The organism is Spirosoma validum, assembly GCF_014699035.1.
Classification (GTDB): domain Bacteria; phylum Bacteroidota; class Bacteroidia; order Cytophagales; family Spirosomataceae; genus Spirosoma; species Spirosoma validum.
Genome location: NZ_JACXAA010000001.1, coordinates 262849 through 280752 on the forward strand (window position 1 = coordinate 262849; position 17904 = coordinate 280752).

The window sequence follows — 17904 nt, forward strand, 5'->3', positions numbered from 1 at the left end:
AACTGCTTCAACTAGCTGATACTAGTTCACTACATTCAGACGATACAAGAAAGGCGTTGTGAAGAAAGGGCCGCTCGTGACGTCCGCATACGTATTGGCGGCAGAGAATGATCGTCCATTGGTCAATTTCATAGTGCCGCTGATCTCAAAACGATCGCCGTTAGAAATATCAGCATCAACCAGCTTGGTGGCCGTCATAGCCTCCGTGCCTGTAACCGCTATCGTTGATCGTGGATAACCCGTCGTTGGGTCTTTGGTGAACGAAGAAGCCGCCAGTGATTTCAACGCTACGTAGGCAGTCGTTTTTGTACCGTTGGCTGGAGTAGCATCGACAAAGCGGATCGTCAAATCATACGACGCAAATAGCGCCCCTTTATCCTGGGTAACGGCTTCGGCCAGAAACTCCATCTTCGTGCCACCCATGTTCGCTTTGCTGACATTGAACGTAGTGGTCGTGACGGGGTAAGGTGTAACGGTCCGAACATAGCCTCCATGTTCCAAAGCCGGTTCATCAATCTTACTAATTATATCCGTCTTACAAGCCAGAGCCAACGAGCTCAACAACAGAAAAGTCAGACAATTTTTCATCAGTAATCTATTTTTGACAAGTTCCATATATAGTTCTAAAAAACTGAATATCAGGTATTATTTCAACAAACCAGCTGTGTTATTATCCCAGAAAATAGGCGTCGTCAGGTTCGCTTTCTGCTTGGCATTTGCGTTTCTCGTAATGTACGTTGATGGGTAATAATACGAGCGGGGAAATGCGCCAGCGTTCGGATCGAGACCAGGCTGCTGATTGGCTGGTTTGCCCGTGCGACGGTATAGGTTATACGATTCAACACCGTTGCCATGCAGCGACAGCCAGTATTCGGTCGCAATGATGTTCAGTCTGGCATCGGCTGTTGTTGCCGCATCATAATCCGCCAGAACTTTGTTGACGTAGCGGGTTACCTGATCAGCCCAGACGATGTTATTGGCGGATTCGAACGTCGAAATTTTAGCGCTTTCAATGGTTCCCAGAGCGAAGGTTCTAATATCTGCCATTGACTTCTCGACAGCTGATTTCAGTAAATCCTTTGCTACGCCAGTTGTTCCCAGCGTCAATGCTGATTCAGCCAGCATAAAATCGACAAACGAACGTAGCATAATCGGGTGAATACCAGCCCCACCAGCACCGGCGCCCAGCGAAACCGGAACACCCGCGTCGTTATCATACAGACCACCGGCCGGATAAAGGCCCCAGGCGGTACGTAATAAACCATCGGGTGGAATGCCCGCGTTATTGAGGTGATCACGACCCCAGTAGCCAACCGTGCTGGGTAAGCAAAAGACGTCTGCATCCGAATAATGGGCTGGCTTAGTGCTTGTTACGCAGGGAAGTGCATTCACATCCGTTGGGTTTCTAACCGTCTGGCGATAAAAATAAAACCGGATACGTGGATCCTGAAAGCCTTTCGACGAATACAGCGCTCCCATGTACGAGTTTGACTGATAATCACCGCCACCCGTTGGTGAGTACTGACCCGCATAGCGATTATGCCTTGTATCGGGGTTTGTCAGATTCGAACCAAACTTGAACGTAAAATTTTGCGTAGCGGTCGAAATGAGTTTACCACCTGCAATGAGGGCATTGATCGCCGTTGTTGCGCCTGCTCTGTCGATTAACCGACGGTTCAGATACGCTTTTAATTTCAGCGTGTTAGCCGCCCGTGTCCAGTTGTCGACGTTTCCTGCATAAATCAGATCGTTCGTTGCAGCGGCTTTGGAGGTGGCCGCAAAATTGGCGATGGCTTTGTCCAGTTCTGCCAGGGCCGCCGTATAAATGCTTTCGCCCGAATCGACGCCGGGGTTGAAATTAGTTGCATCAATCGCCTGCGTGTACGGAACATCTCCAAACGCATCAACCAGATTAAGCAGAACCGAAGCTCGTAAGGTGCGCGCAATACCCGCATGAACGAACAACTCGCCCGTTTCGGCCAGTGGAATCAGCGTTTTCACATCCGTCATTAAGCCCGCATAGGAGGTATTCCAGGCACCATCGAAGTTACCAGGCGAAACGGCGTTATCGTAAATAGCCGACCCCTGATTGAGCAGGCGCGTCAGGCGCATACCCGGATCACTCATCTGGTTGAAGTGGTCTTTATAACTGATCTCAATGGAATTGAGCAGGTAATTTATGTCGGTGTTGTTTGTCGTTACCGCGTTCGGATTGTCGAGCAAATCCAGTTTACAGGAACTGACAACAACAGCACACACGATCAGTATACTGGTGCTTATTTTCTTGATCATCGTAACAAGGATTGACGTAAGAGATCGAACGATACGTAGTTAGTACTAGCGCATTACGTTCTGCCTTACTGTTTAGAAAGTTATTTTTAACGTACCGCCCAGACGTAGTGAGCTTGGTCCCGTCAGGAACTCAAAGCCTAACCCGTTCCCAACACCCAGACCCAGATTATCCGTATCGAAGTTTAATCCCTTGGGGAAATGAATCGCCCGATACCAGATGTTGTTACCAGTCAGAGCAATCGATGCGCCCTTGATCGACACTTTGCTCAACAACCGCTTAGGAAGTTGGTAAGAGAGTGTCACCTCCTGCAAACGAATGGTCGACCCGTCGAAAATCCGGCCTTCATCACCAAAGAAATAGTAGTTGTCGAAGTAGAAATTGGGCGTAGCGATCTGAATGTCGTTCGGAGTCCCGTCTGAATTCTTCACGCCCGGAATGATCATGGTTTGCGCCCGGTCGAAGCCCGCTTCGAGACTGTTGTCGATAGTTAAGCCACGGCCCAGCAAAGCACCCGCCGTTGTGGCATACATAGCGCCCCCGTGGCGGTACGACCACATCATATTCAGCGATAAACCTTTAAAGTTAAACGTATTGATCAGGCTGGATGTAAAAGCTGGATTCGGATCACCCAGCACAATTGGCGAGGTGGTAGTCAGTAAAAACCCGCGGGCATCGATCAGGTATTGGCCCTGTTCGTTACGTCGGTACCCAGTTCCTTTGATCACGTTAAAGGGCTGACCCACAACGGCGTAATTACCTAAAGAGCCACCAAATCCGGAAATCTGCACTTCCTGAAGCGTACCACCCAGGTCAAGTACTTTTGGTATGTTACGTGAGAACACGCCGGTAACATCCCATGAGAAAGCAGCTGTTTTAACGGGTGTTCCTGAAACACTGATTTCAATCCCTTCGTTACGTATTTTCCCGATGTTAATTGTCGTAGCGGTATAGCCGGTAGAAGCATCTAACGGCGTGTTTGTAATTAAATCACGGGTAGTACGCTGGTAACCTGTAACATCGAAACTCAACTTGTTATTGAAGAGTCGTCCTTCAATCCCCAGCTCGATCTCCTGGTGCAATTCAGGTTTCAGGTTCGGATTTCCCAATACGTTATCAACCGAATGCGTTTGGACCGTTGTACCCGATGAGTTCAACCAGCCTCTGGCATTCTGATTCAGTACGCTTCGGGTGCTGTAGGGGTTCGGGAAACCAGCTGATGTCCCTATTCCGGCTCTGATTTTCAGGAAATTCAGTACGTTGTTAGCCCGTAAACCCGCGAAGGCCGAAGTCGGCACGAACGAGAGGCTAGCCGACGGATAAAAAATCTGGCGGTTGGCAACTTCAACCGTAGAGGTCCAGTCGTTCCGGGCGGCCAGGTTCAAAAAGAGGTAGTCATTGATATCAGCCGTTACTTCGCCGAAGACCCCAATTCGGGTTTGTTCAACTTCACCGTTGTACGCTACGTTATCAATGAAGTTGTTATGCCGGAATAAATTTCGGGCCAGCTGATTCTGACTAACAACAAAACTGTAGTTCGTTCTATCGTTACGCATGTTGCCACCGAGCCGGGCCGACAGCGTAAACCGCTCACCTACGGGTTTGGTATAGGACAAGATCATGCTGTTGTCCCAGATCGTATTCCGAACATCGTAGGTGTTATAAAAACCATTGACGAAGTCGACCCCGCCTTTGTTGAATTTATACTCCTGGCTTTCATTATACGTATCTAAACCAACTTTGTATAATAGAATCAGATCTTTGGCGATGTCGTAAGTCAGGTTGGTCGTTGTGAAGAATCGATTGACCACGCCCGTCGTTTTATAATTTTTTAGAATCCAGCGGGGATTCGGAATGTCGTTACCCGACCGAAAATAAACCGTACTAAGATCTACCGGGCTCTCGAACGGCCAGCCCATTAAATCGACCTGGCGGGGCGTGAACATCACATTGGCCAGTACCGACGGGAAACCACCCAATGTGTTATTTCCCTGCGCTGCGTTCAATGGCGGTGAGAGCTGGTCGGTGTTAGCGTAGTTAAACGATACATTGGCGCTAAGTTTTTTGCTCAGCTGCGCTCGTAAACCCATCCCCAGATTTAACTTGGTTAGACCGTTTTCGGGTATGTAGCCCTGTTCTTTGTTATAGCCTGCTGAAATGTTATAACCCACTTTTTCACTTCCTCCCGATATATTCAGCGAGGTATTCGATATAATCCCGGTCCGGAAGAAATCCTTCACGTTATCGGGGTAGATCTGCATTTTGTAGGGTGTAACCGAAGCCACATACGGCGCCATGGCAGCCCTGAGGGTCGCATTGGTTAAAAAGGCGTAGGGGTGGTTTGTAAAGGCGGTATTGGTATTCAACGCGGGGTAGTTATTTATTTCATCCAGCGTAGGGCCCCAGTTGCTAAAGAAGTAACCCAGGTTCTGCACAAATCCACCCACATAATCATTCTGATACGTTGGCAGGTGAGCCGTGTTGGTGAAGACCGATTGCGTCACTGTAAATTCAGTAGCCCGCGCTTTCTTGCTGCCGTTTTTGGTGGTCACCAGAATGACACCGTTTCGGCCCTGGTCGCCATACGTAACGGTTGCAGCCAGACCCTTCAGAACACTAATATTTTCGATGTTATTCGGGTCCAGATCCAGAAACCGGCTGGAGGCTGTCTGATTTCCGCCCGTGAACCCACCCTGACCGGCCAGGCCGCCCCGTGTGTTTGTGCTGGAGTTGAACGGTACCCCATCAACGACAAAAAGAGGCTGGGTTGAACCGGTAATTGAGGAGAATCCGCGAATGGTAATGTTTGTGCCCGTGCCCGATACCCCGGACGTAGCGGTGATGTTGACCCCCGGAATTTTTCCCTGCAAAATCCGGCCGACATCCGCCTGCGGGCGATCTTCAATCAATTTATTGTCTAAGGACGTAACGGCGTAACCCAACGCTTTTCGTTCCCGTACAATTCCCTGAGCCGTAACAACAACTTCCTGAAGGCTTTTCGCATCGGCGATCAGGCTAACGTTTATTTGCGAGCGGTTACCAATTTCAATTTCCTGGCTAGCCGTGCCAACGAAACTGATAACCAGTACGTTATTCTTGCCCGGCACAACGATCGAATACAAACCGTCGGCATCTGTATTTGCTCCTCTGGATGTTCCTTTCAGGACAACGGAAGCGCCGGGTATGGGTGAGCCATCTTCAGCGGCTGTCACTTTGCCCGTAATGGTCCTCTCCTGGGCCCAGACCGGCACCCAGAGTGAGCATAGCAGAAGCATACCCACTAGTAGAATTCCCCTCATAAATAAGATTAAATTTAGATTAAGAAAAGAGTGCTTTGTACAAATATATCAAAAGCGACTTAGCCAACAATATTTCTGATGATTTAAAAAATTTCAATCTTTTATTACGATAAAATACTTTTTATTAAAATAATATTTTGCTTTAAATTATATCTACAATTTATTGTCAAATTTCAACTATAACTAAAAGATTCTTAAAAAAGTAGCTACTTAATGAGTATTTACTGCAAGCTGTATACGTCTGCTATATGTGCTTTTATTCACTGGCGGGTCAACTGAGAAAGCAAACAAAAAACGCCGGATCAAGCGACCCGGCGTTCAAGTTTTCTCTGGCATGTATACTCAGGAAATCTCCTGCATAGGCCGATTCAACGCCCTATCAATGTCATTAGCCATTGACAGGGTATGCTGATAACCGACACGAAATAACTCCCGCGCTTTACTGATATCGGTTGTACTATACTGAGCCAGTTGAGGGGGTTCAATCAGTACATTACATTTTGAGAATCGGTCTTTTGTTTTACTCTGTACGGCTAGTACCAGACTCCGCTCAATAACACCCCGCATCGACCGAATGGGTTTACGGGGACCCAGTACATTGCAATGCGATCCAATCAGAAAGTCCACTTTATTTTCAATAGCGTCGACAGGTAGATTATTTAAGACGCCACCATCCACAAACTGCCGCTTGTTAATCAGCATTGGTTCAAAAATTCCGGGCAGACAACACGAGGCCAATACCGGCCGGATTAGCTCACCCTGTTCAAAAACAATTAGCTCTCCATCGTTAAGGTCTACGGCTGCTACGTGTAAGGGAATCTTTAATCCTTCGAATGAGTCGTGAGGAATGTATTTTCGATACAGATCCACAACCATATCAAGCCGTAACAAACCCATACGATTCCAGGCAGGTCGTAAATGCCGCACAAACGAAGAGGATTCAATAATTTTTAAACTCTCATCAGGTGTGTAGCCCTGCGCCAGTAGTGCTCCCGTAATAGCGCCCGCGCTGGTACCTGCTATCTGATCGAAATGGATATCCATTTCCAGAAGCGCCTTGATGACGCCCAGATGGGCAATTCCCCGCGCTCCACCACCCGATAATGCCAAACCTATTTTCATACGTCTCTGGTTATTGATAAGATAACGGTACGTATAATTTTTTGGTTTAGAAACGTAGTGCGGGTGGTAGACCGTGTAGCCCTCGATTAACAGGTTTTATTAGCCCGTACGACAACTAGGCGGGTGGAAACCCGCGCTACGTTTTACAGAAGCTCTGATAGTTTCCCTTTTTCCTTAATCCGAATGCCTTTCTCGGTCATTTCAACAGTAGCGGCTTCCGTTATAGGATCATGCTCAAAAACCAGAATCCAGTTTTCGTCAGCGGCCTGTTGAAGCACCCGGCTTTTTTCATCCATCGTTAGCAGTGGGCGCATATCATAGCTCATTATATACGGTAACGGTATATGTCCTGACGAGGGAATCAGGTCCGCCATATAGGCTACTTTTCGTCCCTTCATCTGAAAGATCGGCAAGGCCATTTTTTCGGTATGGCCATCAACGTACAGCAGGTACGTATCGCCGTAGGGAAATATGTTTTCGGACAGAAATTTTAACTGGCCGCTTTCCTGCAATGGCAGAATATTTTCACGCAGAAACGATGCTTTTTCCCGTGGATTCGGATGAATGGCCCAGTTCCAGTGATCAGGATGCACCCAATACGTAGCGCTCGAAAAAACCGGCGTCAGGTCTTCTCCGCTACGTTTGACCGCACCGCCAACGTGATCGAAATGCAAATGGGTTAGCAGCACGTCTGTTACGTCCGTTACGTCGTACCCAGCCGCCCGAATCGAGCCGAGCAGACTGGCGTTACCCTGAAGATCATAATGGCCGAAAAATTTTGCGTCCTGCTTATCGCCAATACCCGTATCAACCAACAGCAGTTGATCGCCCTGTTCATATAGTAGGCAGCGCATGGCCCAGGTGCAGCGGTTCAGATCATCAGGCGGATTGAGTTTTTGCCAGAGCGGTTTCGGAACGACGCCAAACATAGCGCCACCATCCAGTTTGAAAAGACCAGTATCGAGGGTTTGAAGAGGCATAGAAACGTTTTTCGGCAAGTTAAGTAGTTTATAGCCATTGACGAAAAACGTTTCTACGGGGCAAATTATCTATACCGGGAATACAACGTAGCACGATTTACCTGGTCAACAATCGTATAGTCCCGAAACCGCTTCTTAACCTCTATCGCTACTGGATGTTTTCTCGCGTCAATACGTTTAGTCGTAGCAGCTCCAGCCAGCCAACCGGTTGCGCCTGTTATGGCCATCGTACCGATTACGCCGAGCGCTTTCTGAGTTGTAGGGATTTGACGACGCGGGCCCGAAAAATTGATATCGAACCCATCCGGAAAAACAAGTAAGCCTACTGTCGACCCAATCGCGCCAATTCCTGCGCCAATTAAAAACCCTTTGACCAGACTTCCCCGGCGATGTAGCGTTAGTCGGCTGATATCCGTATACCGGTACGTTTGTAAGGGTAAAACCTGCCCGAATGAATCTGTATGCGGCAGTGCTTCACCGTGTTGCTTTATCAGGGCTTTCATTTCGCGTTTCGTCCATTCCATTGGAGCCAGTATAATCGTTGAGTCGGTCAGATCATAAAGTATGCCTTTTTCGGCTTTCGACTGCGCGGCTAAATTTACCTTTACTACGTATTGCCTTGGATAAAATGCGAGCTTTGTCGATCGACTCTGAGCAACACAACTACAGCACAACCAACCGATCAGTGATATCAACAAACAGGAAGTTTTCATAGCCATGGGTCGTTAGATGTCAGGCTAAATTGGGGTGTACACTTCATTAACGCTACATCCGGTTGTGCAGTGGAGGGGTTGAGTTGCGGAACGGCGGTTTTTCACTCCTCGCCAACCAGCCGCTTCAGCAGATCGGGTTTCAGGCGACGGGACACATCGACCGTAGAGCCATCGTCAAGCATAACCTGACCGCCATCACCCCGCAGGTATTTAACCACATGATTCAGGTTGACGATATGCGATTTGTGGGTTCGAAAAAAAGGCTCTCCTTCACCACATAAATGATCGAACTCAGCGAGACCACGTGAGGCCAGTACGGTTTTTTGATTCGCGAAATGAATAGTTGTGTAGCTCCCGGCGGCTTCGAGCCATGTAATGTCGCCCGTTGGAAAAAGCAGGATACCGTCGAGCGTCGGAATGGCAATTTTGTGAATCCGCTCCCGATCTTCTTTCATGATACGTAACAGGTTTCGTACGTCGTCGGACAAGGGTTCCTGCCGATGTTCATCGTGTAATTTTTCTTCCAGCAATTCATTGTTTTGGGCCAGGAGTTGCTCGTTCTCCTGAGCGCGTTGCAGCGCTACGTATTGTGCGGTCTGGTATTCTTTCTGATACGTCTGTAGGCGGTCGGCCAGGGCTAACGTAAGTAAAATTGCCTCACAGGCAGCGCCAATCTGATAGCCGTAAACGACCCAGGTATTCGTAAAGGCCAGCACGTCCAGTAACGCTAGCACGCTCGTCATGGCTCCGGCAATGTAAAAACTCCAGGCAAGCAGGTAATAACGAGCGGGTCGATAACCCTGGCGATACGTCCAAATACCAAGTACCAACAGCGAGAGAAAGCCTATTAAAGTTAATCCGTAGAAACTGCGCTCTAAACCCGGCACATCGAGCAAGCGCAGCAACGTAGTTAGCGCGACTAAAGCCAGCAGCCCAAGAAAATAACGGTAAAAAGTGGGCAGGAACTCACGGGTACGGAGAAAATTCATTGAAAACCAGATGGCCGCACCAAACGTCAGAGCTGTAATGAGTATATATAGTCGGCCGTTGTTGAGCGCGGGAACCGATGGCCAAAGCAGATTATACAACAACCCCTCAAACGACATGAACGTAAGGCACGACAGCGTTACGTAAACCGCATAAAGCAAATAAACCCGATCACGCACAAGGCCATACACAAACAGATTGACAATCACCATGACCAGCATTAAACCCATTACAGCCCCGTTAAAGAGCGATTCGTTCTGGAGCTGATTGACAATAGGTCGGATGGGGGCCAACAGGACCGAGAAATGAAGGATATTGTCGTCACGAAGTGCTAAAAATATGGTGCGTAGTCGCTGGCCGAGTGGTAACACCACCGTATTTGTTAGGAAATAGCGGTTTTTGAAAGGCCGTAACATGCCTGAATGCTGCTCCGTCACAACACCCGTTTCGCTGACTACGTATAAGTCAACGTAATCGGCGTCCTGTGTTCTGAACAGCAGAAAAAGTGAATCCGGTAACGTATTGTCAAGACGAAATTTCAGCCAGATGCGTGAGTTGGTATGCCCAAAATTGAGTTTTTCCTGGTGACTGAGACGAAAGGCCGAATTTGGACGAGACGCTACGTCGGAAAAAGTCAATCGAAGGGTTGGATCATCCAGAATGAAGGCTTTTGGTCCGAGTTCAACAAGCTGATCGGCAACGGGATGTACGACAGGTTGAGCCTTTAGCGATACCCCACAGATAAGTACTAAGAACAGAAGCCTCGCATACGTCATGATCTCCACGGGTTGCTTACCTTGGCCAAAGTAAGTAAACAAACTTCACAACTTCGCTGATAAGTATCCTGTTTTCAGAAGTTTATCCGACGAAAGAAGACCGGCAGAAAGCCCAATTTATGTTCCTGGCTGATGAACGCACTGGTGTATGTCCTAAGAGCAGAGTAAAACATCTTTCCTATAAATACTGACAACAAATCAGGAAATCAGTTTCTTGATTCAATCGAACCTACAACAAACGGATCAAGGTCAAACTTTTAAGCCAGGCTGGACGTATATTCATTATAGAGTGAAGTCATTTTAACAGTCTCTTCTGCATGAAACGTATCGTCCACAAACATCCGCTGGCCATTCGGTGGTTTCACTGGATCAACTTCCCGGTTTTGTTCGTCATGATCTGGAGCGGGCTATTGATTTACTGGGCCTACGACCCGTATAAAATTCAAATCGGTGACTACACTCTAATTTCATTCTTTCCGGATGGGTTTTATAAAGCCCTGAACGTACCGCGTCGGCTGGCTGAAGGCATGGCCTGGCATTGGGTATTCATGTGGCTGTTTATCCTGAACGGTATCCTCTACGTTGGTTACACATTTATTTCAGGTGAGTGGCGACATCTGGTTCCTGACCGAAACTCATTCCGCGAAGCCATTCAGGTAACGCTTTATGATTTTGGCCTTCGCAAGACGCAACCGCCGTTCATCAAATACAACGGTGCTCAGAAAATCGCTTATTTCTTAATTATGCTCATGGGTATTGGTTCGGTGCTGACGGGTTTTGCGATTTATAAACCTACGCAGTTGTCGTGGCTAACCACTCTCCTGGGTGGCTATGAAGCTGCCCGCCTGGAACATTTTGTTTTAACCGTTGGCTATGTTTTATTTTTCTTTATTCATGTCTGGCAGGTTATCCGCGCCGGATGGCAGAATTTCCAGTCCATGGTAACGGGCTTCGAAGTTCTCAAGCCCAACGATCCTGACCGTCCACTTATGGGTAAGCCCACCGATAACCAACCCGTCGAACCATCTGAACCAATCGATGCGCCGGTACAAACTGTTAATCCATCCATACGCCCTACTTTATCATGAGTCAGCCAACAGAACCGCAACTTCCTAAAGACGAAATTCCAGAATCGCTGGTCCGTCGGCGCATGATCAAATCGTTCGGCTGGTTTGCGCTGGCGGCTGCCGTGCCCGTGGGCGTGTATGAATGGATTACGCATAGCGTCGGTGCACAGGGGATCAAACGACCGTTTCGGAAAGTTCTGGAAGCCAACGAGCAAGTTGCCCGGACCTATTTTAGCGACAACCATTTAGTACGTACGTTTCCAGTTGAACAGGCCACCAAAAAAGCGCGCATTAACGGCTACGACGGCCTTAAATCGCCCATTCCGGAGGACTGGAAACTGCAAATTGATAGAAAAGATAACCAGCCGCTTATGCTTACCGTTGACGATGTAAAGGCCCTGCCCAAACATGAAATCGTGTATGAGTTTAAGTGTATTGAGGGGTGGAGTCAGGTGCAGCACTGGGGCGGAGCGCGGTTATCCGATTTTCTGGAGAAATATAAACTTGGGACACGTAGCGGCAATGCACCCAATCCCGACAACACTAACGATCTGTTTAACTACGTCGGCATGGAAACGCCCGACAAAGGTTACTACGTTGGTATCGATATGGAGAGTGCTCTGCATCCACAAACGCTTCTGGCGTATGAATTAAACGGGCAACCGCTCAACGCTCCGCATGGTGCACCACTTCGGCTGATCATTCCGGTCAAATACGGTGTGAAAAACTTGAAACGAATCGGTCGAATTTTCTTTGCCGATGAAAAACCCCGCGATTTCTGGGCCGAACGCGGATACGACTACTACGTTGGTTTATAAGCACATACATTATGCACTACGTACTGATTCTTCTAACAGCTTTCGGACTAACAGCCTCCTTACCACCGCGAAATCTGACTAAGCCAGCAATCCAGCCGGTTGTGGTGTTGGAGCTATTTACGTCGCAGGGCTGTTCCAGTTGTCCACCCGCCGATAAAGCATTGCAGGAAATAACTCAGCAAGCGACTAAATCCGGGCAAGCGGTTTATGGTCTATCCTTTCACGTCGATTACTGGAATCGGCTGGGTTGGCAAGATCCATTCAGTGCAAAACAATATACTGATCGTCAACGCCAGTATGATCACTTGCTAAAGACGCAAACGTACACGCCCCAACTTGTTATCAATGGTAGTCAGAACGTCATCGGCGGGCAACGTGGACGTATTGAGCAGGCTATCCAAACGATTCAGAAACAACCGGCTTCGGCGTTTATTGGTGTCAATGGAAATCTTGTTCGCGATGTCAAACAAGTAACCGTCACGTATACGTTATCAACTGCGGGTCCGTATCGCGTGAACGTAGCGCTGGTGCAGAAAGAAGCGCGCACATTCGTTCAACATGGCGAGAATGGAGGCCGAACGTTGGTCAATACGAACGTAGTACGCCAGTTTAAAACCATTGACAATTCGGGTACATCAGGCAACGTAACGCTTTCTCTACCAACTAATCTACCCGCCGACCAGACCGCCGTACTGGTTTACGTTCAGCGAAAAGACAATGGGCAAGTTATAGGAGCGAAACAGTTGTAAGAACCGGGCGGTTTAGTTTTTACGACGAGCGATGCTTCGGCTAATCGTTATCGTATCAACTGTTCCGTTATGAAAATTTATCTGTCGCTTTTCGTCTGCCTTTTTACATTTTCTGCCTTCGCCCAGGATGTTTCTTACCCGCACCCGATTAAGTACATCACGTTGCGTCAGGAGCAAAAAACCATGCGAATGGCTTATATGGACGTAGCACCGGCAGGCAATCCAACTGGTAAAAGCGCGATTCTATTTCACGGAAAGAACTTCAACGGGACGTACTGGCGGGATGTCATCAGCTTCCTGAGCAAAGCAGGGTATCGCGTTATTGTACCGGATCAGGTTGGCTGGGGTAAATCCGATTATCCTGATTTGCACTACAGTTTCCATGCGCTGGCCGCCAACAACAAGCGCTTGCTCGACTCCCTGAAAATCAAAAACGTAACAGTCATTGCCCACTCGATGGGTGGCATGCTGGCTACACGCTTTACATTGCTTTATCCAGAGGTTGTCAGCAAACTGATCCTGGAAAATCCGATTGGCCTAGAAGATTACCGGACGTTCGTTCCTTATTCACCCATCGACAGTTTATACAAAACAGAAGCGTCCGCTACGTATGCGTCGTATAAGAAATACCAGCAGAGCTATTATCCTGAATGGAAACCTGAATACGAAGAATGGGTACGAGCGCAGGCGGCCGCTCTGAACGATCCACGGTTTAAGGAAATTGCCTGGGTCAATGCGCTAACGTACCAGATGATTTATGAACAACCCGTTTGCTACGAATTCAAACACATTAGAGCACCTACATTGCTCATTATCGGTCAGGCCGACCGCACGATCGTAGGAAAAGCCCGCATTCCCAAAGATATTGTCAATCAGTATGGGCAATACCCGGAATTAGGGAAACGTACTCAGCAGCAAATTCCAGGTAGTCAGTTAGTGGCACTTCCAGGCGTTGGGCACATTCCGCATGTACAATCTCTGGAGGCTTATACAAAAGCGGTTCTGGCATTTTTGAAGTAACAAAACAGATCAGGCGGCCGGCAAAATGAGTGTTGCTAAGGACTTTATTCAGAAATCTGAGTTTATACGTAAGCGAGGCAGAAAAATCGCCAATAGACCTTCGTAAACTTTACGCTGGGGCTCCTGCCACTACGTATTAGTCGGAATGTAAATCGTAGATACTAAACCATGAAACAACTACGCAACCTGCTACCCTTATTGCTCATAGGCACCTTGGCTGTAGCGCAAACAAAGACCACGTCGCCCGCTACGTCAACGGCCATAGTTTCTGTAATTGAGGCCGTAACGGGTAAACACTTTCTGCCCGATACGGCTTACGCAGCCCTGTCGGAGGAGGACGAAACCCTATTAGCCAAAGAACCCGTCGCGAACTGGAGTCTGCTTCAGGAATCGAAGGATATGGTTTATTCCAATCTGGTTATCGGAACGCGTTCTTACCAATTGATCGTCGTCAGACCCAGCAAGACGGGAATTCCAATCGCTACGTTGCTCCGCTTCGTTACAGCCAAGTCGAAGCCAGAACCTATCGCCCGCGGTACGTTACAGGCGAAAGAAGAAAAACCGAAATGATCTGCTAACTGGCGCTGTTTTTATAAACTCACGGGCTGTTTCCCGGCTTTCAAAGAGACTGATTTACCTTTCCAACGTAACGTACCGGTTAGGTTAGCCGGGAGCGTTACGTTACCCGTTAAGCCACCTGTCGGTGTTTTCTGAAACTGGATCGCGATTTCGCCTAACGGATGCGGCATCTTCCCATCGACAGTGGTTAAGTCGCCCAGAAAAGGTTCGATACGTACCGCTCGGAAGCCTGGTTCGCCCGGACGAATGCCGCACGTAATTGACAGAAATTCATACAAAGGCGACGCGCTCCAGGCATGGCAATCGGAACGGGTGGGTTCAGGATTTTCGGCGAAAGTCGTCAAGCCCATAGCCAGCATGTCGCGCCAGGGTTTTAGTTGCGCGACGAACTGATCGCCGAGCCCCGTTTTTTTCAGGGCTTCGAACAGATAAAATTTGAAGTAGAACGTAGCCTGGGTTAAGGACGTGTCAGCCATTGTTTTCTGTAGCAACGCCGATTGCTGGTCAATCGGTACGGCATTGGTTAGAACGGCCAGAATATTGGCGTGTTGGCTAAACGAACTCTTGTCTGGTGTATCGGCAAACAAGCCACGGCCAGCATCCCAGCATTGCGCCAAAACAGCTTTGTTTAGTCGTCGGCCCAGGTCCCGGTAGTACTCAGCACGTTCGTTCTGACCATAGTGCGCCAGCAGATCGCCCGCCCGGAAATACGTGTAGGCTTGTTGCAGGGTTAGAATGCTTGAACCGCCTTTTTTAGCGCCTGCCGGAACGCCCCCGGCAGTTTCGTCTTTCGCGTTTTTCCAGGCCGACCAATCCACAAAATTCCACCATTCCAGTGGGCCGTTCAGACCTGTTTTGGCGATACGTTGTTCATGCCAGTTCAATACGCTTAGGACGCCGGGCAGCATCGATTTCACAAAGGCGTCATCCTGTCGATGCATCCAGTAATCGTGAACCATGCAAACCCAGAACAGCGAGAACGTCGGAATCACCTGAAAATCAGCCGATGGGTACCGACTTTGGGTCAAGCCATCGTTAAAACGACTGTGGTCATAATCCATAATGGCTTTACGCATCAGCCGGTCGTCGCCCGTTACGTAGAGCGAAATCATGGATTGAATGCGCGTATCGCCCGTGTACTGCAACTGCTCGTAGTAGGGACAATCGTAATACGTTTCGCCCGCGCAAAGCTTGGCTGTTCGCCAGCCGACGTTCCAAATCGATTTTAGGGTCGTATCACTCGCGGCAAATTGTGCTTTTTGCTCGAATGGATAGCCCGTAAATTGGCCAACCAAATCGTCCAGAACCAGCGGTTCGCCTTTCGTTTCAACCGTCAGTTGCAGATACCGATACGTGCGAAACCAGAGCGGTCGAAACGTACGCTTATCGCTGCCATCGGCTACCAGCTGGTCATCAAATCCGCGCATGGTGCGTCCTTCAACGTCGTTCCGATTGCCCTTTTGCCCTTTCGCGTCAATCAACGCTTCGGCATACGACAACGTAACGACGGCTCCTTTTCCCTTGCTAACGGTCAGTTCAGGATACGCATTGGTCAGATGTCCCTGATCGAGCAAAAACACAGCCTTCGTAGTAGCCGGAACCGTAACGGGCGCTTTGCCTTGCAGAAAGGCATTATCCATTTTCCCATTTTCACTGCGTCGAACGGTTGCTAAGCGAACGGTGCCTTCCTCCATCATCGGAATGGTGCGCGGCACTAATCCCCAGTTTCCGTCCGTACCTAGTCCACGCGGTTTGGTCGGGAAGTTGAGCGGCTTGGCAGCTACCCAGGTTTTATCATCAAAATTCGGTTGCTCCCACCCCCACGGATATTGAGCGGCATCGACCCGGTCGCCGTCACCCGCAACGATGTACGTTCGAAGTTTCGGAATATCGTTTTTGATGGGCGTGTACGCCGGATTCTGGAAAATTTTCCACGTAGCGTCTGTATTTACCACTTTTTCGGCGTCTCCATCACCCTGTAACAAGAACCCAAGCTGGTAACTCATTTGCGCAAAAGGCGCTCCCTCGCCCATGTACCACACTTGCGCGGCCAGTACGTTACGTCCGGCCTGTAAATAAGGCGCCAGATCGAGTGTTTCATAGTTCCAATTTTGCGTATCGCTGCGAGCAGGACCTAACGCTACTGATTTTCCATTCACAAACAACCGGTACCGATTATCAGCCGATACGTGCACCACAAAGCGAGTTGGTTTCTGCGCTAAATCAATGGCTTTTCGGAAGTGAAAAATACCGTATTGACGAGACGGAGCCGTTGGATGCAGAATCCAGCGGGCAGGCCAGTATTGAGAAGTCCATTTGGTGGGCGTTTGAGCGAATAGGCTGGTGGTAATCAGCAGCAGGAATGCAACGTGATAAATGCGAAACATGATACGTACAGGAGTCAAGCGTTGCAAGATACTATGTTCGCTGCATTTGGCACTCAGAAGCAAGCGAGTTGTTATAATCCAGAAACACAATTGACTCACCAGTTCGCCTAGATTTTCAGAGCCAGTCAACCAGCGATACAGCAATGCCGATTGTTGTTTGTTTGTGGTTATAGTCGATCAGCGTTTCGCCATAGCCGTGCAGAATCTGAAGATCGCCACGCAGATTACCAGTTACGGGGAATGTCCAGTCGAACTGAACTTGTCCTCTGTTTTTGTCGCCCCAACGTAGCGAATGACTACCAAGCACAGAAAAAAGATGTCGTCCTGTTCGATAAATAACCGTAGCGTCGGCCCGGCCAATGTTATCTGTTATGGCCGGATTTTCGTCGTCAGCATCGGGCAAGCGTAACCACGGACGTAGCAGCACGACCCACTTCTTTCGTTCAAAGCCAGCCTGTAAAACAACCCGATTCCAACTTCGCGAGAGTGGTAGCGCCCGCCCGTTAGACTGATGATTCAGGGCAATTCCCAGCATTCGGGTTTTGAAACCAAGCAGCGGAAAGTCAGTAGCGAAGTTGAGAATGATCTCAGGCTCATAGTTTGTTTCCCGAAATGGGCGCGAAAACGTCGTGTTATAAACCTGCCAGTGCGATTTCTGCGTGTAAGCCACCCATAAATCACCATGTTTACCAAAGATGCCCTGAAGAACTTTGACTTTCATACTAAACTGAAAACGAGCTTCGTATTTGCCTAGAGTGATGAAGAAGGGATACGTATAATTTGGATTTTCACTAACGGGATGTTCATTCGGATCACTCGACCATCGCCCTGCCGTTACGTAGACGGGTTTATAGGGCGTGATCAGAAACGTACCTTTTTGCGTAGCCGAGTCGAGTTCCCACCGATCAGACAGAGATCGAAAGACTGCTTTTTTGTCGAACAATGGCTCTTTATCAGCCTGCGCACACAGATCGGAATAAGAACAGCAACCAACAATAAGGGTCGTAATGCCGGCAAGTACTTGTTTACGGTTCATCGACTGTACGTAGTGTTAAGTAGAGGATGCGAGAAGGTTAGTTACCAAAGTTTACCCATTTTCCACGATAACCAAGCATAC

14 protein-coding genes are annotated in these 17904 nt (G+C 48.6%); 5 read left to right on the plus strand and 9 right to left on the minus strand.

Going from position 1 to position 17904, the window contains the following annotated elements; all coding sequences use genetic code 11:
* Nucleotides 1–21 precede the first annotated feature (21 nt).
* The 7 genes from IC230_RS01020 to IC230_RS01050 all read right to left on the minus strand — a co-directional run bounded on the left by IC230_RS01020 (nt 22) and on the right by IC230_RS01050 (nt 10167).
* A complete protein-coding gene (locus IC230_RS01020) occupies nt 22–588 on the minus strand; it encodes a hypothetical protein (RefSeq protein WP_191037099.1) in 567 nt (188 codons plus the stop codon).
* A 57-nt stretch (nt 589–645) separates the two neighbouring features.
* Entirely contained in the window at nt 646–2292 is a 1647-nt protein-coding gene (locus IC230_RS01025) for a SusD/RagB family nutrient-binding outer membrane lipoprotein (RefSeq protein ID WP_191037100.1), read from the minus strand.
* 72 nt (nt 2293–2364) lie between these two features.
* Nucleotides 2365–5589 (minus strand): SusC/RagA family TonB-linked outer membrane protein, encoded by a 3225-nt coding sequence (locus IC230_RS01030; protein WP_191037101.1) that lies wholly within the window; start codon nt 5587–5589, stop codon nt 2365–2367.
* A gap of 342 nt (nt 5590–5931) precedes the next feature.
* Complete coding sequence (locus IC230_RS01035; RefSeq protein ID WP_191037102.1) at nt 5932–6711, minus strand: patatin-like phospholipase family protein; 780 nt, start codon at nt 6709–6711, stop codon at nt 5932–5934.
* A 143-nt stretch (nt 6712–6854) separates the two neighbouring features.
* Entirely contained in the window at nt 6855–7691 is an 837-nt protein-coding gene (locus IC230_RS01040) for an MBL fold metallo-hydrolase (protein WP_191037103.1), read from the minus strand.
* 65 nt (nt 7692–7756) lie between these two features.
* The gene (locus IC230_RS01045) at nt 7757–8404 is read right to left on the minus strand and encodes a hypothetical protein (RefSeq protein ID WP_191037104.1); all 648 of its coding nucleotides are present in this window, start codon (nt 8402–8404) and stop codon (nt 7757–7759) included.
* A 101-nt stretch (nt 8405–8505) separates the two neighbouring features.
* Nucleotides 8506–10167, minus strand: coding sequence for a 7TM diverse intracellular signaling domain-containing protein (locus tag IC230_RS01050; RefSeq protein ID WP_191037105.1), 1662 nt, complete (start codon nt 10165–10167; stop codon nt 8506–8508).
* Between the two features lie 317 nt (nt 10168–10484).
* Between IC230_RS01050 and IC230_RS01055 the strand changes: the two genes are divergently transcribed.
* The 5 genes from IC230_RS01055 to IC230_RS01075 all read left to right on the plus strand — a co-directional run bounded on the left by IC230_RS01055 (nt 10485) and on the right by IC230_RS01075 (nt 14391).
* Nucleotides 10485–11255 (plus strand): cytochrome b/b6 domain-containing protein, encoded by a 771-nt coding sequence (locus IC230_RS01055; RefSeq protein ID WP_191037106.1) that lies wholly within the window; start codon nt 10485–10487, stop codon nt 11253–11255.
* Nucleotides 11252–12052, plus strand: coding sequence for a molybdopterin-dependent oxidoreductase (locus IC230_RS01060; protein WP_191037107.1), 801 nt, complete (start codon nt 11252–11254; stop codon nt 12050–12052). The genes IC230_RS01055 and IC230_RS01060 overlap by 4 nt, the downstream gene beginning before the upstream one ends.
* A gap of 11 nt (nt 12053–12063) precedes the next feature.
* Nucleotides 12064–12801: a DUF1223 domain-containing protein gene (locus IC230_RS01065; protein ID WP_191037108.1), complete on the plus strand. Its 738-nt coding sequence runs from the start codon at nt 12064–12066 to the stop codon at nt 12799–12801.
* Between the two features lie 69 nt (nt 12802–12870).
* Nucleotides 12871–13821 carry an alpha/beta fold hydrolase gene (locus IC230_RS01070; RefSeq protein ID WP_191037109.1) on the plus strand — a complete coding sequence of 317 codons (951 nt, stop codon included), beginning with the start codon at nt 12871–12873 and terminating at the stop codon, nt 13819–13821.
* 168 nt (nt 13822–13989) lie between these two features.
* Nucleotides 13990–14391, plus strand: coding sequence for a hypothetical protein (locus tag IC230_RS01075; RefSeq protein ID WP_191037110.1), 402 nt, complete (start codon nt 13990–13992; stop codon nt 14389–14391).
* A gap of 20 nt (nt 14392–14411) precedes the next feature.
* On the opposite strand, the gene IC230_RS01080 is transcribed toward IC230_RS01075, so the two are convergent.
* Both IC230_RS01080 and IC230_RS01085 read right to left on the minus strand, forming a co-directional pair.
* A complete protein-coding gene (locus IC230_RS01080) occupies nt 14412–16787 on the minus strand; it encodes a family 78 glycoside hydrolase catalytic domain (protein ID WP_191037111.1) in 2376 nt (791 codons plus the stop codon).
* A gap of 115 nt (nt 16788–16902) precedes the next feature.
* The gene (locus IC230_RS01085) at nt 16903–17823 is read right to left on the minus strand and encodes a phospholipase A (RefSeq protein WP_223860154.1); all 921 of its coding nucleotides are present in this window, start codon (nt 17821–17823) and stop codon (nt 16903–16905) included.
* Nucleotides 17824–17904: the final 81 nt, after the last annotated feature.